At 37.8% G+C, this 20,861-nt stretch carries 22 protein-coding genes; 5 read left to right on the top strand and 17 right to left on the bottom strand.

The window, feature by feature from the left end; translation table 11 throughout:
• The first annotated feature begins 69 nt into the window (after positions 1-69).
• The 3 genes from KZP23_RS10660 (at position 70) to KZP23_RS10650 (ending at position 4,696) form a co-directional block, all read left to right on the top strand.
• On the top strand, positions 70-1,032 hold the full coding sequence (locus KZP23_RS10660; protein ID WP_226336218.1) for a hypothetical protein: 963 nt from the start codon (positions 70-72) through the stop codon (positions 1,030-1,032).
• 170 nt (positions 1,033-1,202) lie between these two features.
• On the top strand, positions 1,203-3,977 hold the full coding sequence (gene leuS / locus KZP23_RS10655) for a leucine--tRNA ligase (protein WP_226336217.1): 2,775 nt from the start codon (positions 1,203-1,205) through the stop codon (positions 3,975-3,977).
• 200 nt (positions 3,978-4,177) lie between these two features.
• Positions 4,178-4,696, top strand: coding sequence for an FKBP-type peptidyl-prolyl cis-trans isomerase (locus KZP23_RS10650; RefSeq protein ID WP_226336216.1), 519 nt, complete (start codon positions 4,178-4,180; stop codon positions 4,694-4,696).
• Between the two features lie 75 nt (positions 4,697-4,771).
• On the opposite strand, the gene KZP23_RS10645 is transcribed toward KZP23_RS10650, so the two are convergent.
• From KZP23_RS10645 to KZP23_RS10615, 7 genes are all read right to left on the bottom strand, one after another.
• Positions 4,772-5,734, bottom strand: coding sequence for an ABC transporter ATP-binding protein (locus KZP23_RS10645; RefSeq protein ID WP_226336215.1), 963 nt, complete (start codon positions 5,732-5,734; stop codon positions 4,772-4,774).
• Positions 5,731-6,081, bottom strand: a complete 351-nt coding sequence (locus KZP23_RS10640) for an MmcQ/YjbR family DNA-binding protein (protein WP_226336214.1) — start codon at positions 6,079-6,081, stop codon at positions 5,731-5,733. The genes KZP23_RS10645 and KZP23_RS10640 overlap by 4 nt, the downstream gene beginning before the upstream one ends.
• 18 nt (positions 6,082-6,099) lie before the next feature.
• Positions 6,100-6,291 (bottom strand): DUF6728 family protein, encoded by a 192-nt coding sequence (locus KZP23_RS10635; protein ID WP_226336213.1) that lies wholly within the window; start codon positions 6,289-6,291, stop codon positions 6,100-6,102.
• A gap of 47 nt (positions 6,292-6,338) precedes the next feature.
• Entirely contained in the window at positions 6,339-8,324 is a 1,986-nt protein-coding gene (gene ispG / locus KZP23_RS10630) for a (E)-4-hydroxy-3-methylbut-2-enyl-diphosphate synthase (protein WP_226336513.1), read from the bottom strand.
• Positions 8,325-8,336: 12 nt separating this feature from the next.
• A complete protein-coding gene (locus KZP23_RS10625) occupies positions 8,337-9,041 on the bottom strand; it encodes an SDR family oxidoreductase (RefSeq protein ID WP_226336212.1) in 705 nt (234 codons plus the stop codon).
• 158 nt (positions 9,042-9,199) lie between these two features.
• Entirely contained in the window at positions 9,200-9,706 is a 507-nt protein-coding gene (locus KZP23_RS10620) for a GNAT family N-acetyltransferase (protein WP_226336211.1), read from the bottom strand.
• 3 nt (positions 9,707-9,709) lie between these two features.
• Positions 9,710-9,991: a type II toxin-antitoxin system TacA family antitoxin gene (locus tag KZP23_RS10615; RefSeq protein WP_226336210.1), complete on the bottom strand. Its 282-nt coding sequence runs from the start codon at positions 9,989-9,991 to the stop codon at positions 9,710-9,712.
• 120 nt (positions 9,992-10,111) lie between these two features.
• Here KZP23_RS10615 and KZP23_RS10610 point away from each other — a divergent pair, with 120 nt between their 5' ends.
• A complete protein-coding gene (locus KZP23_RS10610) occupies positions 10,112-10,363 on the top strand; it encodes an HNH endonuclease (RefSeq protein ID WP_226336209.1) in 252 nt (83 codons plus the stop codon).
• On the opposite strand, the gene KZP23_RS10605 is transcribed toward KZP23_RS10610, so the two are convergent.
• From KZP23_RS10605 to KZP23_RS10590, 4 genes are all read right to left on the bottom strand, one after another.
• Positions 10,346-11,038, bottom strand: a complete 693-nt coding sequence (locus tag KZP23_RS10605; RefSeq protein ID WP_226336208.1) for a hypothetical protein — start codon at positions 11,036-11,038, stop codon at positions 10,346-10,348. The two genes, KZP23_RS10610 and KZP23_RS10605, sit on opposite strands and share 18 nt — an antisense overlap.
• Positions 11,039-11,072: 34 nt before the next feature.
• Positions 11,073-11,594, bottom strand: a complete 522-nt coding sequence (locus KZP23_RS10600; protein ID WP_226336207.1) for a hypothetical protein — start codon at positions 11,592-11,594, stop codon at positions 11,073-11,075.
• Positions 11,595-11,750: 156 nt separating this feature from the next.
• On the bottom strand, positions 11,751-12,857 hold the full coding sequence (locus KZP23_RS10595; protein ID WP_226336206.1) for a hypothetical protein: 1,107 nt from the start codon (positions 12,855-12,857) through the stop codon (positions 11,751-11,753).
• Between the two features lie 163 nt (positions 12,858-13,020).
• Positions 13,021-13,938 carry an IS1595 family transposase gene (locus tag KZP23_RS10590; protein ID WP_226332547.1) on the bottom strand — a complete coding sequence of 306 codons (918 nt, stop codon included), beginning with the start codon at positions 13,936-13,938 and terminating at the stop codon, positions 13,021-13,023.
• Positions 13,939-14,344: 406 nt separating this feature from the next.
• Between KZP23_RS10590 and KZP23_RS10585 the strand changes: the two genes are divergently transcribed.
• Positions 14,345-14,644, top strand: a complete 300-nt coding sequence (locus KZP23_RS10585; RefSeq protein ID WP_226336205.1) for a cupin domain-containing protein — start codon at positions 14,345-14,347, stop codon at positions 14,642-14,644.
• 80 nt (positions 14,645-14,724) lie between these two features.
• Here KZP23_RS10585 and KZP23_RS10580 read toward each other — a convergent pair whose 3' ends face one another.
• The 6 genes from KZP23_RS10580 to KZP23_RS10555 form a co-directional block, all read right to left on the bottom strand.
• Positions 14,725-15,864 carry a glycoside hydrolase family 10 protein gene (locus KZP23_RS10580; protein WP_226336204.1) on the bottom strand — a complete coding sequence of 380 codons (1,140 nt, stop codon included), beginning with the start codon at positions 15,862-15,864 and terminating at the stop codon, positions 14,725-14,727.
• A gap of 106 nt (positions 15,865-15,970) precedes the next feature.
• Complete coding sequence (locus KZP23_RS10575) at positions 15,971-16,888, bottom strand: IS1595 family transposase (RefSeq protein ID WP_226332760.1); 918 nt, start codon at positions 16,886-16,888, stop codon at positions 15,971-15,973.
• A gap of 350 nt (positions 16,889-17,238) precedes the next feature.
• Positions 17,239-18,135, bottom strand: a complete 897-nt coding sequence (locus KZP23_RS10570) for a hypothetical protein (RefSeq protein ID WP_226336203.1) — start codon at positions 18,133-18,135, stop codon at positions 17,239-17,241.
• A gap of 1 nt (position 18,136) precedes the next feature.
• Positions 18,137-19,288 (bottom strand): 6-bladed beta-propeller, encoded by a 1,152-nt coding sequence (locus tag KZP23_RS10565; RefSeq protein WP_226336202.1) that lies wholly within the window; start codon positions 19,286-19,288, stop codon positions 18,137-18,139.
• A complete protein-coding gene (locus KZP23_RS10560) occupies positions 19,252-19,806 on the bottom strand; it encodes a hypothetical protein (RefSeq protein WP_226336201.1) in 555 nt (184 codons plus the stop codon). The genes KZP23_RS10565 and KZP23_RS10560 overlap by 37 nt, the downstream gene beginning before the upstream one ends.
• Positions 19,748-20,665, bottom strand: a complete 918-nt coding sequence (locus KZP23_RS10555; protein WP_226333047.1) for an IS1595 family transposase — start codon at positions 20,663-20,665, stop codon at positions 19,748-19,750. The genes KZP23_RS10560 and KZP23_RS10555 overlap by 59 nt, the downstream gene beginning before the upstream one ends.
• Positions 20,666-20,861 lie beyond the last annotated feature (196 nt).

The following is a 20,861-nucleotide window of genomic DNA, read 5'->3' as shown; positions in this document are numbered from 1 at the left end:
TACAAGTAGGAATAACGCAATTTATAGTATTTAAAACACGAGTTTTTCCACCCGATCAATTTATTTTGGATGAAGCGTTTACTGGTCATATTTTTTATCCTATTATTTTCATGGGAAAGCTATGCCCAAAGTTTTTACCGTTTTAGGTTTGAAGAAGCATGGTCCGTAGGAATGGGAGGAGGAGTCACCCAATATTTTGGAGAATTGTATTCCCTTTGGAAGTATGAAGAGGGTGTACAGCCAGACTTTAATTTTTCGGCCAATGTCCGCAGAACTATTGGCACAAAAACCCGACTTAGACTAGAAGGTTCCTTTATCCAAATGTCCGGTCAAGATCCACCGGCAGATCCCCGAAGTTTGAGGGTCCCTAGAAATTTACATTTCAGGGCTAGGAATTTTGAAGCAGCCTTTTTGTTTGAATACCATTATAAACCCGTCAAACTGAACAATATCACCCGTCACTTCCTCAACTGGTACGTCTTTGCAGGAGTAGGGGCCAGCACCAATACCCCCAAAGCTCAACTGGATGGCGAATGGGTCAGTTTGCGACCTTTGGCCCTAGAAGGCAAGGAATACCCTGGAGTAGTGATGGTTTTCCCCATGGGATTGGGAATGAAATACAAACTCAATGTCTATACCGACCTTTTTTTGGAAGGCAACTATCGCTTTACCTTAACGGACTATATGGATGACATAAGTGCTTTTAATATCAAGGACTTTTATTTGGATCTACTGGAAAGCTATGGTGACTTTGGTGAGGGACCTATGCCGGAAAGATTAAGATTGGCTGTAAGAAACCCTGACTGGTTGGATGATAATGGCATGCCCGATGTAGAAAAGATAAGGAATGGAACATACGTTGATAAATACGGGAATTTCCAGCACCGTATCAGGAGAGGCAGTGGTCTTACCCACCGCTATGACGGGTATTTTACCCTCAATATTGGAGTAGAAATCTATTTCTCACGAGACATCTGGGAAAACTGGCTTAGAAGAGGGCGGACCAGACATCGTGGCTGGAGATTCTGGTAGCAGTTAGAATGAGACTTGAAACTCCCTTCTCATTTCTTCTTCGCACGCTTCGTATTTCACACCTCAAACTTGGAACTTAACCTGACTTACTGGACAAATACAAAGGCATATCCCATTTATTTTTTTTAATTTTGCAAGCAATCCTATTCTAAGTAACAATTTTGCTAAAAATGGCTGAATATAATTTTCAAGAAATAGAAAAAAAGTGGCAGGACAAATGGGAAGCTTCCCAAATCTTCAATGCCAAAGTTGACCCTCAAAAACCTAAATTTTACAGTTTGGACATGTTTCCTTACCCTTCTGGAGCAGGATTGCATGTAGGACACCCACTGGGCTATATCGCCTCAGATATCGTCACCAGGTTCAAAAGACTACAAGGTTATAATGTTCTACACCCAATGGGCTATGATTCCTTTGGATTGCCTGCTGAGCAATATGCCATCCAAACTGGTCAACACCCAGCCATTACCACAGAGGAGAATATAAAAAGATACACCGAGCAGCTTAAAAACATCGGTTTTGCTTTTGACTGGGACAAAGAAGTCAGAACTTCAGACCCTAATTACTATAAATGGACACAGTGGATTTTCATGCAACTGTTCAACAGTTATTATGATAAAGATGCTGACAAGGCCAAGGACATCGCTGAGCTGATCAAAACTTTTGAAGCAGAAGGAAATGCCAAGATCAATGTGGTGAGTGATGAGGATACCGAAATCTTTACTGCTGAGGACTGGAACAGTTATTCAGAAAAGCAACAGCAGGAAATATTATTACAATATAGATTAACCTACTTGGCTGAAACCACTGTAAACTGGTGTGCAGCCTTGGGAACCGTACTTTCAAATGATGAAGTGAAAGATGGCTTCTCTGAAAGAGGAGGACACCCTGTGGAAAGAAAGAAGATGATGCAATGGAGTATGCGTATAACAGCCTATGCCGAGCGTCTTCTTAATGACCTTGAAAAAGTAGATTGGCACGAGCCTATCAAGGAAATGCAACGTAACTGGATAGGACGCTCCACTGGCGCTGAAATGGTTTTCCAAGTTAAGGACTCCGACAAAAAAATCAAGGTGTTTACCACAAGAATAGACACCATTTACGGTGTAACTTACCTTGCTTTGGCTCCTGAAAGTGAATTGGCAGCTGAACTGATCACTGAAGACCAAAGAGCGGAAGCAGAAGCATATATTGAAGTAGCCAAAAACCGTTCTGAAAGAGACCGAATGAGTGATGTCAAAACCATCTCTGGTGCTTTCACGGGCAGTTATGCCATTAATCCTTTCAATGGTGAAGAGATCCCTGTTTGGGTAGCAGATTATGTTTTGGCCGGATATGGAACTGGGGCTGTGATGGCCGTTCCTGCCCATGACGACAGAGATTACAGATTTGCAAAGCACTTTGGAATGGAGATTCGCCAGGTACTGGAAGGTAGTGCTGAAGAAATTCCTTATGATGGATGGGGTGCTACGGCGATGAACTCTGATATCATCAATGGATTACCGATGAGGGAAGCCATGGACAAAGCCATTGAATTCCTTGAAGAGAAAAAAATCGGTAAAGGCAAAATCCAATACCGTATGCGGGATGCCATCTTCACCAGGCAGCGTTACTGGGGAGAGCCACTTCCTGTTTACTTCAAAGATGATATTCCTTATTTGGTAGAGGAAAAAGACCTCCCAATTGTACTTCCTGAAGTAGACAAATACCTACCTACTGAGGATGGGGCCCCTCCACTTGGCAGAGCAAAAGATTGGACCTATAAAACCAAAGATGGAGAATATCCGCTTGAATTAAGCACCATGCCTGGCTGGGCAGGTTCATCCTGGTATTTCCTTAGGTATATGGATTCCAAAAACAATGATGAATTTGTAAGCAAAGACGCCCAAAACTACTGGGAAGCTGTTGACCTATACATCGGTGGTGCTGAACATGCAACAGGACATTTGCTTTATAGTCGTTTCTGGACCAAGTTCCTTTATGACCGAGGATTGATCAATATAGTGGAGCCTTTCAAAAAGATGATCAACCAAGGCATGATCCAAGGTCGCTCGAATTTTGTCTACAGGGTAAAAGGCACCAATAAATTTGTCAGTCATGGACTGAGAAAAGACTATGATACTGCTGCCATGCACGTGGATGTAAACATTGTGTACAACGACCATTTGGACCTTGATAAATTTAAGGCTTGGAGACCAGATCTTGCCGATGCTGAGTTCATCCTTGAAGATGGCAAATATGTTTGCGGTGCTGAAGTGGAAAAAATGTCCAAGTCCAAGTACAATGTGGTCAATCCAGATGATATCATAGAGCGCTATGGCGCGGATACTTTGCGACTATATGAAATGTTCTTGGGGCCATTAGAGCAATTTAAGCCTTGGAACACCAATGGTATCGATGGCGTATCCAAGTTCTTAAAAAAGGTATGGAGACTATTCCATGATAAGAATGGTAATTTCGCTGTTTCTGATGCCGCTCCGAAAAAGGATGAACTGAAAGCCCTTCACAAAACCATCAAGAAGGTAGAAGAGGATATGAACAATTATTCCTTCAACACTTCTGTATCAGGTTTTATGATCTGTGTGAACGAGCTTAGTGCAATGAAATGCAATAAGCGTGAAATACTGGAGCCATTGGCGGTAATCCTTTCACCCTTTGCCCCTCATATTGCTGAAGAATTATGGTCACTCTTAGGTCATGAAACCTCAGTTGTGGAAGCCAGCTTCCCTAAATACAATGAAGAGTATTTGACTGAAAATGCCCATGAGTACCCGGTTTCTATCAACGGTAAGATGAGAGCAAAGCTTCCTCTTTCCTTGAGCTTAAGCAAAGAAGAAATTGAAAAAGCGGCACTATCGGATACTAATGTTACTAAATGGCTAGACGGAAAAACACCGAAAAAAGTCATCGTGGTACCTGGAAAAATCGTCAATATCGTGGTCTAAGTACATTAATAATCATACAATAAAGGTCACTCTTCTTTTGAAGGCTGACCTTTATTTTTTTCACTCCTCGGCGCCAACAACAAGCCACTGCTAAAGAGACGTTTATACCCTTCAAAAACAACAAAAAACCACATATTTTGCTTTTTATGAGGAAGAATCGCCCAAATTTATATCTTTGTTTTAAAAGCAAAACATAACACATGGAAATATCCAACAATAAAGTAGTAGGGCTAACGTACGAATTAAAAGTAAGCAAAGCAGATGAGGAGTCAGCTCCTTTCAGCGTAGAGGTGAGGGACCAAGAAGACCCTTTCTATTTCATATTTGGAAATAGTGGTTTACCGGAAAAATTTGAATCATACCTTGTAGACAAAAATGAGGGGGATCACTTTAATTTTGTTCTTGAAGTAAATGAAGCTTATGGTGAAGCTGATGACGAATTAATCGTTGATATTGCCAAAGCCCAATTAACAGAAGAAAGAGGCTTTAAGCCGGAAATGCTCCAAGAAGGCAACTTTCTGCCACTTGTAGATGAAGAAGGCTATCCTATGCAGGCAAAGGTACTTAAAGACCTTGGAGAGGATTTATTATTGGATTTTAACCATCCATTAGTGGACTTCAAACTACATTTTGATGGCGAAGTATTGGAAGTAAGAGATGCTTCTCCTGAAGAACTGGCACATGGACATGTACATGGAGAACACGGTCACCAACATTGAATTAGACTTTATATCAGACGACAGAAAAAAAGCTGGTCAAGATAAAAATCTTGACCAGCTTTTTTTTTGCACTCATCATTTATCAAAGCGGATCAGCTTCAATGGATCATAGTCTAATTGGATCTCATCTCCTACTTGGAATTTCCTCGCAGTATCCTCCACTTTCCATTTCAGATTTCCTTCTTTTAGCCCCACTGTCAACAAATTATAATGAATCAGGTATTGCTGCTTTTCCACTTTTGCCTTCACACCATTCTTATCATTAACAATTAAATCTGATGGGCGTATATAAGTTTTTTCCTCTCCTGGAATTTCATTAAGGTTACCAAAAAGCTTGGCCACGTACTCATTCACAGGTTTTCTAAAAATATCCCTAACATTCCCCTGCTGGCTGAGCTTTCCCTTCTGAATAATCATCAACTCCTCGCTCATCAGTAAAGCATCATCCACATCATGGGTCACAAAGATGACCGTCACATCTAACTCTTCAAAAATCAGCTTCAACTCTTCTATCAGTTCACGCTTCTGAATAGCATCAAGGCTACTGAATGGCTCATCCAAAAGAAGTACTTCCGGTTCAATACTAAGCGCCCTACCGATCGCTACTTTTTGCTGCTGCCCACCTGAAAGCTGCCTTGGCTTCTTGTCCCTATGCGCTTGCAGGGAAAGTAAATCAAGTAATTGCTCCACCCTTTCCCTTTGATAGTCCTTATTGTATAATAATAAAGGCCTCGCTATATTCTCCTCCACAGAGGAATTTGGATACAATTTATACTCCTGATGAATCAACTGAATCTCATCATAACCGGGGACCAACTTTTCTTTGGGATTCAATATCTTCTGGCCACCCAAATGAACCACTCCGGAATTTTGAACTTCCAAACCAGCAATAATCCTCAATAAAGAGCTTTTCCCGGAGCCACTTTCACCAACCATAGAAACAACCCCGCCTTTATGAACTTGCAAACTAAACTCTTGAAGAGCAATATTCTCCTCATCATAATGTTTGCTAATTTGACTGACCTTAAGAAAACTCATGAGGAAATTTCGTTTTGGAGCTTTTTAGGAAGCCCCTTAAATATCAAATTATACGAATGGTCAACCAATTCTAAAATCAAAGAATCTGGCACATCCCCCTTACTAGACACGGTATTCCAATGTTTCTTATTCATATGAAAACCAGGAATAATCCCATAGTACTGCTCTCGCAACTCCACTGCCCTCTCTGGATCACATTTTAGGTTTACACTTTCAAAAAGTGATATATCTGTAATGGCAAAAATCTTCCCTCCCACTTTAAAACAAAGTGCATCTGGGCCAAAAGGAGTATCTTCTGTTACTCCTGGTTTTGCCAAGCAATAATCTCTAAAAAAAACTATGTCCATAAGCAGCAGAAAAGGAACTTACATAAACCTTTTGACAATCCAGAAGATCAATGCTGCCAAAAATATCAGTATGGAAATTCTGTTAATTCCATGCATCATGCGCAGGTTTAAATTACTCTTTTGACTGGGATCAGTCTTCTTAAAAACCCTGATAAAGTAATTTCCAACCTCTCCTAATTGAAAAAACGCTTTTAACTTATTATCGGCCATATTTCCCAAATCTTATTTTCTGTGTATTCATTCCTCTTTCACAACAATCAATCTACAGCTTCCGGTTCTATCCATTGGCCATCTTCTCTAATTATATTGATCAATTCATCAACAGCATTTTCTGATGGAACAGAACGCTTCACCACTTCCTTGCCCTTATAAAGGGTTATTTTACCTTTTCCTGACCCCACATAACCGTAATCTGCATCTGCCATCTCCCCAGGACCATTTACAATACAGCCCATAATACCTATTTTAACTCCTTTTAGATGATCTGTACGTTTTCTGATCATGGCTGTGGTTTCCTGTAGATCAAAAAGGGTCCTACCACAGGAAGGACAGGAAATATATTCTGTCTTGGACATCCTGGTCCTAGCTGCTTGGAGGACGCCGAAACTAACTGAATTATGAAGCTTGATTGTATCCAACAAATCTTTACGATCTTCCAATTTCTTCTCTCCCAATCCAAGCATCACTCCATCTCCTAATCCATCTATTAGCAAACCGCCAACGTCAGTGGCTGCGTAAAGCATGGTTTGGTCAGCATCCTGTTCTTTATAGTCCACCTCAGTCACCACTGGCAGAGCCACTCCAGCATTGATCAGGGCAATATAAGCCCTTCTTAGCGCCGGCATATTGTGCTTATTGTCACTATGGAGGATGACCACTACATCCTTTCTTCCTGCCAAGGCTATAATGGCTTTCTCTACTTCAATATCTTTTAACCTCAGGAAATTCAGCTCCTGATGGTAGGCTGAAGCTTCAATAAATTCGGCAATAGAAAAAGCAGGAAACTTATTTTCATGATCACCAAGTTCTTTCCAAACAGACCAATCTACAATTTCTTTTAGCCCATTGGGCAACATAAATGAAATCGGCTGCTTACCAGAATACACAAAGTCGCATCCAAGGTCATTCATCTTCCATTTGTCCAATTCAGGCAAATAAAAATGCCCCAGTTTTTTCATTTCCTTTTGGGTGATACCATCCACCTTGGAAATATCCGTAATCACCCTTGGTACATTCTGACCTCCAAAATTATACACCTCAAAACTGTTTCTCTTTTTGTATTCAAATGGATCGATCGGGTATTTATCGATGTCCCTTATAGCTCCATGCCCTGTTCGTTTGGCATATCTATCTATCAATGCCCTGGCTACTGGTGCTTCGAATTCGGGATCTTCAGTCAAGGAAACCCTCACAGTATCTCCTAAACCATCTTCCAATAGAGTCCCAATCCCAACAGCGGATTTAACCCTACCATCTTCTCCATCTCCAGCCTCCGTGACACCTAAATGAAGTGGATAAGGTTTAAAACCTCCTTCATCAAGCTTCTGAACCAATAAGCGATAAGCCTGAACCATTACCTGCGTATTGGAAGACTTCATGGAAATCACAATATCAAAGAATTTTTCCTCTTCACAAATCCTGAGGAATTCCAAAGCCGATTCTACCATCCCCAACGGAGTGTCCCCATATCTACTCATGATTCGATCAGAAAGTGACCCATGGTTTGTACCTATCCGCATCGCCGTACCGTGCTCCTTACAAATCCTTACTAATGGCAAAAACCGCTCACGAATACGGTCAAGTTCCTCTTGATAACTCTCATCTGTATACTCAATTACCTCAAATTTCTTTTTGTCGGCATAGTTACCTGGATTGATCCGAACTTTTTCTACTATCCTTGCGGCTACCTCCGCGGCATTAGGAGTAAAATGAATATCAGCAACCAACGGTACATAATAACCTCGCCTAGCCAAGCCTTCTTTGATATTTTTAAGATTCTCAGCTTCCTTAATGCTTGGTGCGGTAATACGAATCAGCTCACAGCCACTTTTTATCATCCGGATACACTCCTCTATAGAGCCTTCTGTATCCATCGTATCTTTGGTGGTCATGGACTGCACCACAATTGGATTATCACCTCCTACCCATACATCACCGATTTTAACCGGAATGGTCTTCCTTCTAGAATACTGGGTTAGGCTGTCACAATAATTGATATTTGCTAAGGTTTCTTTGACTTCCATCATTTCCTATATTTACAGATCCCCGAGTTGAGGCCTGATCACTATCTCTTCAACAACAGATTGGGGCGAAAGGTTATACGCCGACCAAACTGATTCTGCCACATCACTGGCTCTCATAAATCTCTCTTCAGGAATATCCACTCCCTCCCAACTGGCAGTAAGTGTAGCCCCCGGCATTATAGAGGTCACTTTAATACCGTGGGGAAGTAATTCCTGTCGCAGGCACTTGGTCATCCCAAGCATGGCCCATTTAGATATGGCATAACTTCCGCCATTGGCATAGGCAGTCAATCCCGCTATAGACCCCATAGAAAAAATATGCCCTGATTTTCTCTTTATCATAGCTCCAGTGAATTCCCTGACCAGATAATAGGCGCTATACAAATTGGTCTGCATCATCAATTCAAAATTACCATCAGGTTCATCATGAATGGCCCCAGGTAAAAACACTCCAGTATTATTAATAAGAACATCCGGAATGAACTTTTCCCTTACCGCTGTAGCCAATGACAAGACCTCCTCTTTGATGGAAAGATCTGCTTGCTTGGTATACAGACTAATATTTGGGAATTCATTTTTTATTTCCTCTCGAAGCTGATCAAGATCATTTTGATGTCTTGAACAGGTAAAAACATCAAATCCTTCTCGGGCAAACCGCTTAATCAACTCTCTTCCAATCCCTTTGGTTCCTCCTGTCACTAAAATGCTTTGGGGCATATTCGTACTTTATTTTAATTGATTGCTTTTTCAATAGTTAGTATAACAACTATTTACTGTTCACAAAGTTACATTTTTTTAAAAGAATCGCATGGTGTTTTAGAAGGGTTTCTTATTCTTAAAACTTTCTTTCCAGACCCAGAACTATCTTAAAAAAATCAAACAAAGGCCTTTTCAATGGTTGACATAGGTAAAAACATTTTGCCAGAATCAGGAAGAAAAATGAATCCATATTTTTCATAAAACTTTACGGCTTCTTCATCTATAGGATCAACAACAACTGCCATTGATGCCACGGATGATTTTGAAATACTTAATGCTCTATTTAACGCATCAATAAGCAAAAATTCTCCATGACCTTTACCTATGTGACTCTTGTCGACTGCAAGTCGGCCCAATAAAGTAACAGGGATGTTAGTATATGAATTCGGAAGTCTTTTAGAAAATTCTTCGGGGATATCCGCTTGTAAAATACTATAACTTGATAATGTATAATAACCTTTTACAACATTTCCCTCATCAACAATAACAAAGCAAACGGCAAGCCCCCTTTTAAAATCTTGGTTTACTTGCTTTCTAATATAATTATCTAATAAATCTTTACCACATTCAAATTCTGCTCTCTTATGCTTTTTTTCTAACAGAACAACTTCCGAATTTTCCATTAATTATTGTTTTTCTTTATACCTTTTTATAGCTTCCTTCAATCTAGAATTAGGTTCCAAATCTGACAATATTGCATTAAAGAAAGTTTTTTTATCTAACTCTGATGCCAATATTCTATCATGCTCTTCAATAATTAGACTAGCTTCCTTTTTTGCTGCTTCAGAAACAAAACCAGCCAAAGAAGAATATCCTTTTATTTTACTAGCTCTTTCAATTAACGATTTATCATCGTCTGAAATTCTCATTTCAAAACGAGATTTTTTTACAATTTCCATAACTTTCATTTCTCATTTCGCTTATACAAATGTACGTATTTTTTCCGTACAAATGAAATATCAAAGAAAAAAGAACCCTTCACTTTTATAACGCTGGCCTTTTAAGCCATTTTCTATTTCTTCAATTTGATGGCATATCAAAGTGGTGGCATCACAATCGTTGGGGCTTTCCTTGATCACATTGCCCCAAGAAGACTGTTTGAAAATCTTGAATATGAAGAAGTAAACTATCAGCATTTATGTAGCAAATGCCATAGCCAAAAAATGGCTTTAGAAGCGAGGATTGATGATAAAGATGAGTGGTTAAGGGAATTTGTTGATGGTAGGTTAAAGTTTATTTGTGAAGGTGCTAAGAGGTTGGAGTTACTTAGATTCCTTTAATTTAACCTTTGGTAATTTATCCCTATCAATTGTTGCTGTTGAAATAATAGTTTCTTTTCCATCCTTTAACAAGACATACGAAATATGTTGACCGTACCTATTACCTTCAATATCTGAAAATGAAATATCAGCTGTCAAAGTATAATCATGCTTAGTTTTTAAAGTATTATTCTTAATATCAAATATTTTACTCTCCCCAACCGAAAACAAATGCATAAAGGGGAAAGTAGCGTTTTTGTCTTTGTGCAATATACTATTACTGTAAGTAGGCCATTCTATCCCTACATCTTTAGGATAAAGTTTTCTTGACATATTAAATTCAACATCGTAAGCATCACTATTTCTAACATAATAATCAAATGTAACAACGGCACTAAATTCTCCATTTTCACCTTCTTGTTTAATACCTAACAACTTAGGTTTAAGTTCAAAGTAAGGTTTAATATTTTGTACATGCTTATAATTCTCAATACTTGTAATTCTCTGCTGCTCCCTAAATGTCAAAATCAAAAATATAGCAGTTAGGCTTGTCACTACCACCATTGCCCAATCTGACACAGTACCCCAAATATCTGGGCTGAAAGGTTGGTTAAGCCAAATAAAAACACCAAAGCCAACGCAAACGATTAAAATTAAGTACCAGTATTTTATAAAAAATTGCTTTTGGTTCTTCATACTATTTCAAGATTATTAAACTAAAAAAGGGGCTTTAATTAGCCCCAGCAAATTCCAAAGTTTCATATTGATTCACTGTAGGAGAATTGAATTTCAATAAATCCCATTCCTTTTCATTTAACTCAATAAGATATTCATCCATCAAAAACTTTGTTAAATCCTTATTTGACCTTATTGAGAAAACCAAACTTACATCAACAGAATTAATTTTTCCCTCCCACTTATTACTATCAAATACCTCGTAGGGAATTCTTTCATAAAACTTAAATTTCACCTTCTTTTTTTGTCCTTTAAGTAAATTGGAAAGATTTTTATTTACTTCATTAAAATACAAACTAATCCCATATCCTCTTTTCCCATTTCCAAACATTGAAATGATAAAATCTAATAATTTCTCATCCAATTCATCATGAAATTCAGTCACTTCAACCCTATAAGTTCTAACATAAGAAAGCATTGAGAAATATGAACAACCATTATCATCCTTTAAACTAAATACAATAGATTTGAAATGGTTGTTCGTACTACAGTTTTCATTTTTGGTTAATAAAATCATAATTTATCTTTATAGTTATAGCTTGAAGATATATCAAAAAATCTAACCCTACAACTGTCAAACAAAAATATATTTTGCATTTTCAATTTTTTGAAAAATAAAAAATACCTAATTCAGTAATTAACGAACGTTTTGTTTAAACAAAAAAAAGGCTAATTAATGCCCCTTCTTATATGATGTTAACCTTCTTTTTACGCCAACTTTTGGATTGATTTTTATAGCTATTTCCCAATTTTCAACGGTCTTTTTTATATCACCTTTTTCCTCATAGAATTCCCCTAGATTTCGAAAAATTTGATCTAATCCATAAATCTTATCTTCACTATCTACAGCTTTGTTTATTAGTTCAATATATCTAGGGTCTGAAAACTTTTTGTTTTGTGGTATTCCGTTGTATAAAGATAGTACATCTCTAATATTCCCCTTTTTTCTCACTTGATTCTCATAATCCTCAATGTTAGTCTGGCGACCTTCAAAATCTATTATCACTTCATAATCATCACTGTTCAGAATGGAAATTTCTTTGGAAACGGAATATATATCTAACTCTTTAATTCCACATGGACGTACTAATTTTTTTATCACGTCAGCTTTAGGGACATCAATAATAAACAATTTATCACCATGAATATTATCCATATTATGAGTCTCAAAAACAGCATATTGAGAATCCTCACTAATTGCACACAAACCTAAATTTGCTCTTGTCTTAAGTGTAAAAATCTGATTTCCTTCAGAATCAAAAATTATAAACCTACCAGATGGATCACCATCGTAATTTATCCAATCACAGCAAATTACAATACCATCATTACTAACTAAACAATCATTAGGTCTACTGACACTTTTCTTATAAACAAGCTTGTTATTTTTTATTAATGCCAATTTCCCCCGCTTTCTTTTTCCATCTTCTAAATAACCCTCAGAAAAGCAAATCTGATAAACACCATTAGGTGAGGATTTTTCAGAACCAAAAAAACCAGAAATATCATATATATCATCAGTCTTTTTGATATCAAATGATAAAGTACCTTTTTCAGCCCTTCTAATAAATTCCTCTTCATTTAAATTCACAGATACTTTGTAGCTGTTCCCAGTATTTTCTTCTACTTTAATATCATACAATTCTTCACTATTTCTATTATTTTCATCAGCCTTAATTACTGGCACTTTCTTTTTTGATACCGCTTGATTAGAATTATTGGAAACAATGAAATAAAGAATGACTAGCACCACTGAAAAGACAATAACAAAAGTTAACATAACATGTTTTTTTAATGTACATCAAAGTTAGCTTAATATACTAATTTCAAATTGATACACTTCATTAGGGATGATACACCAAGTAAATACGTTAATTAAAAAAATATTTTTGATATATTTTTTGAAATACCAAATACTATAAAATACTTTATGTGTATCCGTTTTACTGCACGTATGGGTAAGTGCCCGCAATAACGAGCCTTTCAAAGAGTCCTTTGCCAAAATATCTTCGGTTCAATCTGTAAACAAACTCATTTAAATAGTTCTGTAAATATTTATAAGTTATCATGTGATATACCCCCAACAGGGTTCTTTTAAGATTACTGATTGCTTTGTGTACCCATTTTAAGGTGTCGTTTACGGACTCCTTTCCCGATGGAACGGCCAAATGGGTGGCCACCACTTCCTCTATTTTCGAGTAGGCCGTGTTCTTGTCTGTAAACAGTACCACATCCCCTACGGTATTGGCCCGGATAAAGGCATTGACACTCTCGCAGTCCACTTTGTCCATGACCCTCATTTTGAAATAGCCACAGCGCTTTGTTTTCTGCCCGGAATCCAGGTCTTCCAAGGGTACCGATTCGGCCGCCACCGCTACTGCGGTCTGTTTCTGGCTGCCTTTTCCACGTTTAAGCTGACCCAAGATCTGGTTCTCCTGTACGGTTTCCATATAACACTCGTCATATTCAATCATGTCACTGAGGATATAAAGCTCATCTCGTTGTCCCATGGCTGACCGTATCCTGTGCATCAGACGGAAAGTGGTCTCATATCGGCTAAGCCCCAGTTGCCGCTGGAGCTCAAGGCAGGAAAACCCTTTCTTGGTCGCCGACATAAACAGCATGGCCAATAGCCAGATACGGAGCGGAAGCTTGCTGTTTTCCATTACCGTCCCTGATTTAAGAGAAGAACGTCTCCGACAACTGCTGCATTCGAAAAACCTGCCGTTGGCAAACCAATAGTGTCGGGTTATCTTCTCACAGTTTTTGCACCGTATACCGCTTTTCTCACGGTATTTCTTGATGTATTGTTCACAACTTTCCTCATCTGGGAAATGGCCCGTAAATTCTATAAGGTTCATAGCTTTTCTTGTTTTTATGCAAGAAAACAACTATCCTGATACCTTGAAATTTAATGACACGTATTGTCATATTTTATTACGTGCACTCTTACGGATACACATAAAATACTTATTTTCATCTATTTATATCATTAAAAAAGGTTGTACAACAACTATTTACTGTTCACAAAGTTACATTTTTTTAAAAGAATCGCATGGTGTTTTAGAAGGGTTTATTCTAAACACATCTATAGAACTAAACCAAGGAAGTTCTACTCATTTTGTCTTTTACTGCGCTACCCTCTTTAATGCGCATCCTTCATTAAAGAATAATGACCTTATAAATGAATGTCAATTCCTAGCGTTACAATTCATTTTTCTGCCCTAATTTTTGTAAATTATACAAGCGACATTTTAAACCAAAACTATGATCATCCCATCCATCAAATCGAAACTAGAAACTAGCAGCCACCCCATAGCACAGGCGCTTCACCAAAACACTTCCTTCAGGGTATTGGCCATTGCCTTTAAAAAAGGCATGGTGCTAAAAGCCCATAAGGCCCATAAGCCTTCCAAATTATTCGTCTTGGAAGGAGCCGTCAATTATACAGAAAACAATAAAACAGTTTCCCTTCGGCAATATGAAGAAACAGATATCCCAGTGGAAATCATCCACGAGGTAGAAGCCATAGAGGACAGTTTATGTCTGCTCACACAAGGGGATTAATCATCTACCTGAAAGGACAAAAAAAGGCTGTCCCAAAACAAGACAGCCTTTTCTTAAAATGAAGAAAGTTTTATTATTCATTATTTTTTGAGATTGATTGCTTTTTCAAACTCCACCCAATGCTCATCAGTCATTCGACCTGGAGTAAACAAACAAACACCCTTTGCCCCACTCGCGATAGAGTTTCGAATGGCAGCTCCCATTTCACTTGGAATTAGGCCGTGACCTTCCGGATCTTCAATCTCCGCTTTCTTTTCAGGATTAGGACAGATAAATAATCCGCTATAAACTGGAAACTTACCATTAACAGCCTCTACTTCTTCTTTAGTGATGCTTCCTATCCAATCAGTTCCTTCTAGGTAAAAATCATTATAATTCATAGGGAATACAGCATCCAAATTCCATGTATTCCACTCCTGACGAACCATTTTCATGGCATTGGAAGGCCCTGGGAATACTGCCGCATTAATTTCCTTGCCATACCCATGTACCATATCCGACAATCTATTAACAATACTGGTAATCAAATCATATCTAAACTGCTTCCACTCTTCCACTTGGGAAGGATCTTCGGCAGCTTTGATATCAATACCCGTTTTTTCTTTAAAGTCACCAGTACACTCATCACAATAGCAATAGTCAAACTGAGGATATTCCCTATCCATGGTCAAACCATATTTATCCCAAAGTCCACGTGCGAGGATCACATCTGGAAAACGGATATAATCCAAATGGATGGCATCCACCTCTTTTACTTGGGCCACTTTGCTGTACATGTTTTCCAAGAAATTATACGTCCCTTCCTTGCTTGGACACAAGAATGTATAGTGTGGCACATAAGCTGGCTTTTCAAGGGCTGATTCACCCAATCCATTTACCGCATACCAATCTGCATCAATCTTATCTGTTTTATGCTGCACCATGGTTGGGATCCAAGCATGAAAGCCCAGACCTACTTCCTTCGCAATCTTCCCTACTTTTTCATAACTAGCAGGATCGTGACCACCGTTATACATCAAAGCATCTATTCCATGCTCCTTAAATTCAGCAAATTCAGCTTTGATTTCTTCTTCTGGCTTATCATTATAACCTCCCAACCAAGCATGAACAGGGATTTTGGCCGGTTCAACAGCAGTCTCCTGACGCTCACTTTTTTCCTTAGGACTGGAGCAGGCAAATCCTAAGCTAAGTGCGACAAATAACAGTAATAACTTTTTCATAGGTTCTAATTAGATATAGGGTTTTATAGACTAAATAAGATTATCATTTTTCGAGTCACATCCTTGCAGGTGAAGTATTATATAAAATTAAATATATGTATCCGTTTTACTGCACGTATGGGTAAGTGCCCGCAATAACGAGCCTTTCAAAGAGTCCTTTGCCAAAATATCTTCGGTTCAATCTGTAAACAAACTCATTTAAATAGTTCTGTAAATATTTATAAGTTATCATGTGATATACCCCCAACAGGGTTCTTTTAAGATTACTGATTGCTTTGTGTACCCATTTTAAGGTGTCGTTTACGGACTCCTTTCCCGATGGAACGGCCAAATGGGTGGCCACCACTTCCTCTATTTTCGAGTAGGCCGTGTTCTTGTCTGTAAACAGTACCACATCCCCTACGGTATTGGCCCGGATAAAGGCATTGACACTCTCGCAGTCCACTTTGTCCATGACCCTCATTTTGAAATAGCCACAGCGCTTTGTTTTCTGCCCGGAATCCAGGTCTTCCAAGGGTACCGATTCGGCCGCCACCGCTACTGCGGTCTGTTTCTGGCTGCCTTTTCCACGTTTAAGCTGACCCAAGATCTGGTTCTCCTGTACGGTTTCCATATAACACTCGTCATATTCAATCATGTCACTGAGGATATAAAGCTCATCTCGTTGTCCCATGGCTGACCGTATCCTGTGCATCAGACGGAAAGTGGTCTCATATCGGCTAAGCCCCAGTTGCCGCTGGAGCTCAAGGCAGGAAAACCCTTTCTTGGTCGCCGACATAAACAGCATGGCCAATAGCCAGATACGGAGCGGAAGCTTGCTGTTTTCCATTACCGTCCCTGATTTAAGAGAAGAACGTCTCCGACAACTGCTGCATTCGAAAAACCTGCCGTTGGCAAACCAATAGTGTCGGGTTATCTTCTCACTGTTTTTGCACCGTATACCGCTTTTCTCACGGTATTTCTTGATGTATTGTTCACAACTTTCCTCATCTGGGAAATGGCCCGTAAATTCTATAAGGTTCATAGCTTTTCTTGTTTTTATGCAAGAAAACAACTATCCTGATACCTTGAAATTTAATGACACGTATTGTCATATTTTATTACGTGCACTCTTACGGATACACATATAAAATTATTGCGATTTTCATGCTTGATATATCAAACAATTTTTTTATTAATTGACTTAAAAGAAGCATATGGTGGAATTTGAATAAGTTTTTAATTTAATCCCAGAGACTTGTTCCAAAATTATTTAACTTTATTCCGATGAATACCTCGTGCTGTTGTGCCGAGGTTGTTCCCTAATAAGCTATTGGTCACTGTTTAAACCAAGATAAATCTGTTAGAATTTACCTTTCGAATGATTATATACTTTTAATAGAGATATTCTAGTTTAACAGCAAAATGATCTCTTCTTTTATCTAAAACTCCTATTTTTCCAGTTTTAGTCCAATAAATGGCAGCAGAAAGGCTTTCCTTAGATTTATCTTGAAATGGAATTATTAAATTATTTCTTTTATCCTTGTCTAAATTGACAACATCAAAAATCAAAAATACTCCTTTGTAATTTGCAGGAATACGAATATTGAATTTTTCTAAATCAATTTTGTTCCATCCATAGTTGGTTAATTTAATGGGGTATGCATTTTTATAAATTATATCGTAGAAATCACTTACATCATACAATAGCCCTTCCTTTGGATTATTCACTTTGTCGGAGACCAAAACTCGTAAGGTGATAGAGATATTCCTGTCACCATTTTTGGATAAATAGACCCAAAGGGTGGAGAGAAGCTTAGTATTTCTTTTCCTAAATTGAACATAACTTGCGTATCTATATGGGTTCGCGCCTTCTGCAGTAGTAGTGTTAGCACCTGAAGTTGCAATGGGTAGGTGTTCATCTCCAATCGTATTGCTTACAAGTTTCTCAGACTCTATGGTTACAGAAGGCATGTTAACCATTTTTTCATGGAGGAATATGGTGTTTTTATCACCGTTAAATTCCGAAACCGAAATAGTTGAATCTTGATAACCCAGTGCCGATATATATATATATTCTTTATTATTAAGTGTATTAATATCTAGGTTAATTGCTCCTCTTTCATTTGTAGTTCTCCATATCTCCATTTCTGGTATAGCAAAAACTGCAAAAGGAATATTTGAAGAATCTTTCGCCGATTTTAATAATATCTGTTGTGCATACACATTAGTCTGCGGTAATAAATATAAAACCAACAGAAAAAGTGATGTTAATATTAATTTATCTTTCATTTTAAATTGGTATATCTAAGTAACGGAATTTTACTACAATCGTATTTTTTAAATCTATTTCGTTTAATCTTTGGTCTGGCATTCCCAAATTCTTTAAGGTAGCCAATGAATATTCATCCGGGAACAGTAGGATATAATTGTAACCATCAGAAACATTCATGGGATTAAGAACATAATCTCTAACCTCTTCATTTAGATCAATTAAAACACCTTTTTTGTCTTTAAGGTGATAAAGCCCAAGAAGCTGTTCGTCAATTGTTTTCTTAAAAAAATTCAAACTTACCAGATCATTGGAAATGTTGAAATTATGGATCGCATAATAATAATCACCTCCAGCAATTATTTCGTAAAAATTCTCAGCTTCGGAGGTATATACACTCTCAAAGGGGATGCTCATCGCACCGAAATCCGTATGATATTTGGGGATAAATTTTTTGTTTCGATAGACATAAACTGTTTCAGTTAATGGTTCTGCATAATATAAAGAATCATCGATTGTCGAAAAATTATTGAATTGTGTTGTTTCTATAATTCCTGGGAATTTGCTTTCCACTTCTATTTCCTCCATTTTCTGATTGAAATATACTATTCCATTATACATTTCTTCGTTGACGAAGTCATCACTTACTCCAATAATATTTTTAGAATTTGGTACTTGAATAAGATTTTGAATGTAATTGTCACAAGGTATTGAATACTCAAAATTAAAATGTGGTAGTTTATATTTATTTATCCTTCTCAGCTCCCTGTCATAAATAAAAATACTATTCATTACGGTAGCATATGCATATAAAGACAAGTATTCTTTAGGTCCTTCCCCAGTTTTTTTTGATTGAGATATGTAATTTCCCATTTTATCAAAAAGATAGATTTTATTTGCAATTTCAGGGTCATGTAAAAGGAGGTAATCATTTGAACTATTAATCGACCTAATACTTCCCAAATAAACCGAATCAGGAATAGACAATGTGATAAATTCAATGTCCTTTTTCAGTTCTAAAAAATTTAATTTAATTGTTTCAGATCTGGATAAATTAATTTTCTCCCCCAAATCCCTTCGTCCTGCCTTATTACATCCGAATAGATAAATTGAAATAATTACAAGGTTTAAAAAAATTATAAATCTTGTTTTTGTTGAATGTATTCCCACCATGCTTTATTAAGATTGCTATTATTCTTACCTGAAAGATAAATATTTTCAATATATCCAGAGGAATCCGTCACGCCCCAATATGGATTCACCAGAAAATCTTCTAATTTTTTAGATTTAATGTTATGAATTGAAATTCCTTTCGGAACTGAAAACTGGTCTCTAACAAAATCTTTGCTTAATCCATTAATTAAAATAGCTTTGTTATATTTACTTGTAATCTCATTTTCAATTAAATAACCAATATTTTCTTCAATACAACTTGAGCACATGTCCTGAGAAATAATTAAAAAAACAGTTTCCCTGCCAGGGGAAACTATCTGATGACCATTAAGATAGTCCTTAATAGCCCAGGAATAGTAAAAAAGAATACTATCATCAGGAACCGATGTCAAAGGGGAATTTAATTGACTGTTTCCATTTCTATTAGAACAAGCTAATAAAAAAATATGTGTATCCGTTTTACTGCACGTATGGGTAAGTGCCCGCAATAACGAGCCTTTCAAAGAGTCCTTTGCCAAAATATCTTCGGTTCAATCTGTAAACAAACTCATTTAAATAGTTCTGTAAATATTTATAAGTTATCATGTGATATACCCCCAACAGGGTTCTTTTAAGATTACTGATTGCTTTGTGTACCCATTTTAAGGTGTCGTTTACGGACCCCTTTCCCGATGGAACGGCCAAATGGGTGGCCACCACTTCCTCTATTTTCGAGTAGGCCGTGTTCTTGTCTGTAAACAGTACCACATCCCCTACGGTATTGGCCCGGATAAAGGCATTGACACTCTCGCAGTCCACTTTGTCCATGACCCTCATTTTGAAATAGCCACAGCGCTTTGTTTTCTGCCCGGAATCCAGGTCTTCCAAGGGTACCGATTCGGCCGCCACCGCTACTGCGGTCTGTTTCTGGCTGCCTTTTCCACGTTTAAGCTGACCCAAGATCTGGTTCTCCTGTACGGTTTCCATATAACACTCGTCATATTCAATCATGTCACTGAGGATATAAAGCTCATCTCGTTGTCCCATGGCTGACCGTATCCTGTGCATCAGACGGAAAGTGGTCTCATATCGGCTAAGCCCCAGTTGCCGCTGGAGCTCAAGGCAGGAAAACCCTTTCTTGGTCGCCGACATAAACAGCATGGCCAATAGCCAGATACGGAGCGGAAGCTTGCTGTTTTCCATTACCGTCCCTGATTTAAGAGAAGAACGTCTCCGACAACTGCTGCATTCGAAAAACCTGCCGTTGGCAAACCAATAGTGTCGGGTTATCTTCTCACAGTTTTTGCACCGTATACCGCTTTTCTCACGGTATTTCTTGATGTATTGTTCACAACTTTCCTCATCTGGGAAATGGCCCGTAAATTCTATAAGGTTCATAGCTTTTCTTGTTTTTATGCAAGAAAACAACTATCCTGATACCTTGAAATTTAATGACACGTATTGTCATATTTTATTACGTGCACTCTTACGGATACACATATAATTAAAATATTCCATCATCAATAACCATCTTTATATATTTTTTTCACAAACGATTATAATCCACCCTATTCTATAGGCACAACAATTAAAC

Origin of the sequence: Echinicola marina, from assembly GCF_020463795.1 — a bacterium.
Classification (GTDB): domain Bacteria; phylum Bacteroidota; class Bacteroidia; order Cytophagales; family Cyclobacteriaceae; genus Echinicola; species Echinicola marina.
Note: the sequence above shows the minus strand (reverse complement) of the source record. Positions and strands in the feature narration are given on the sequence as shown.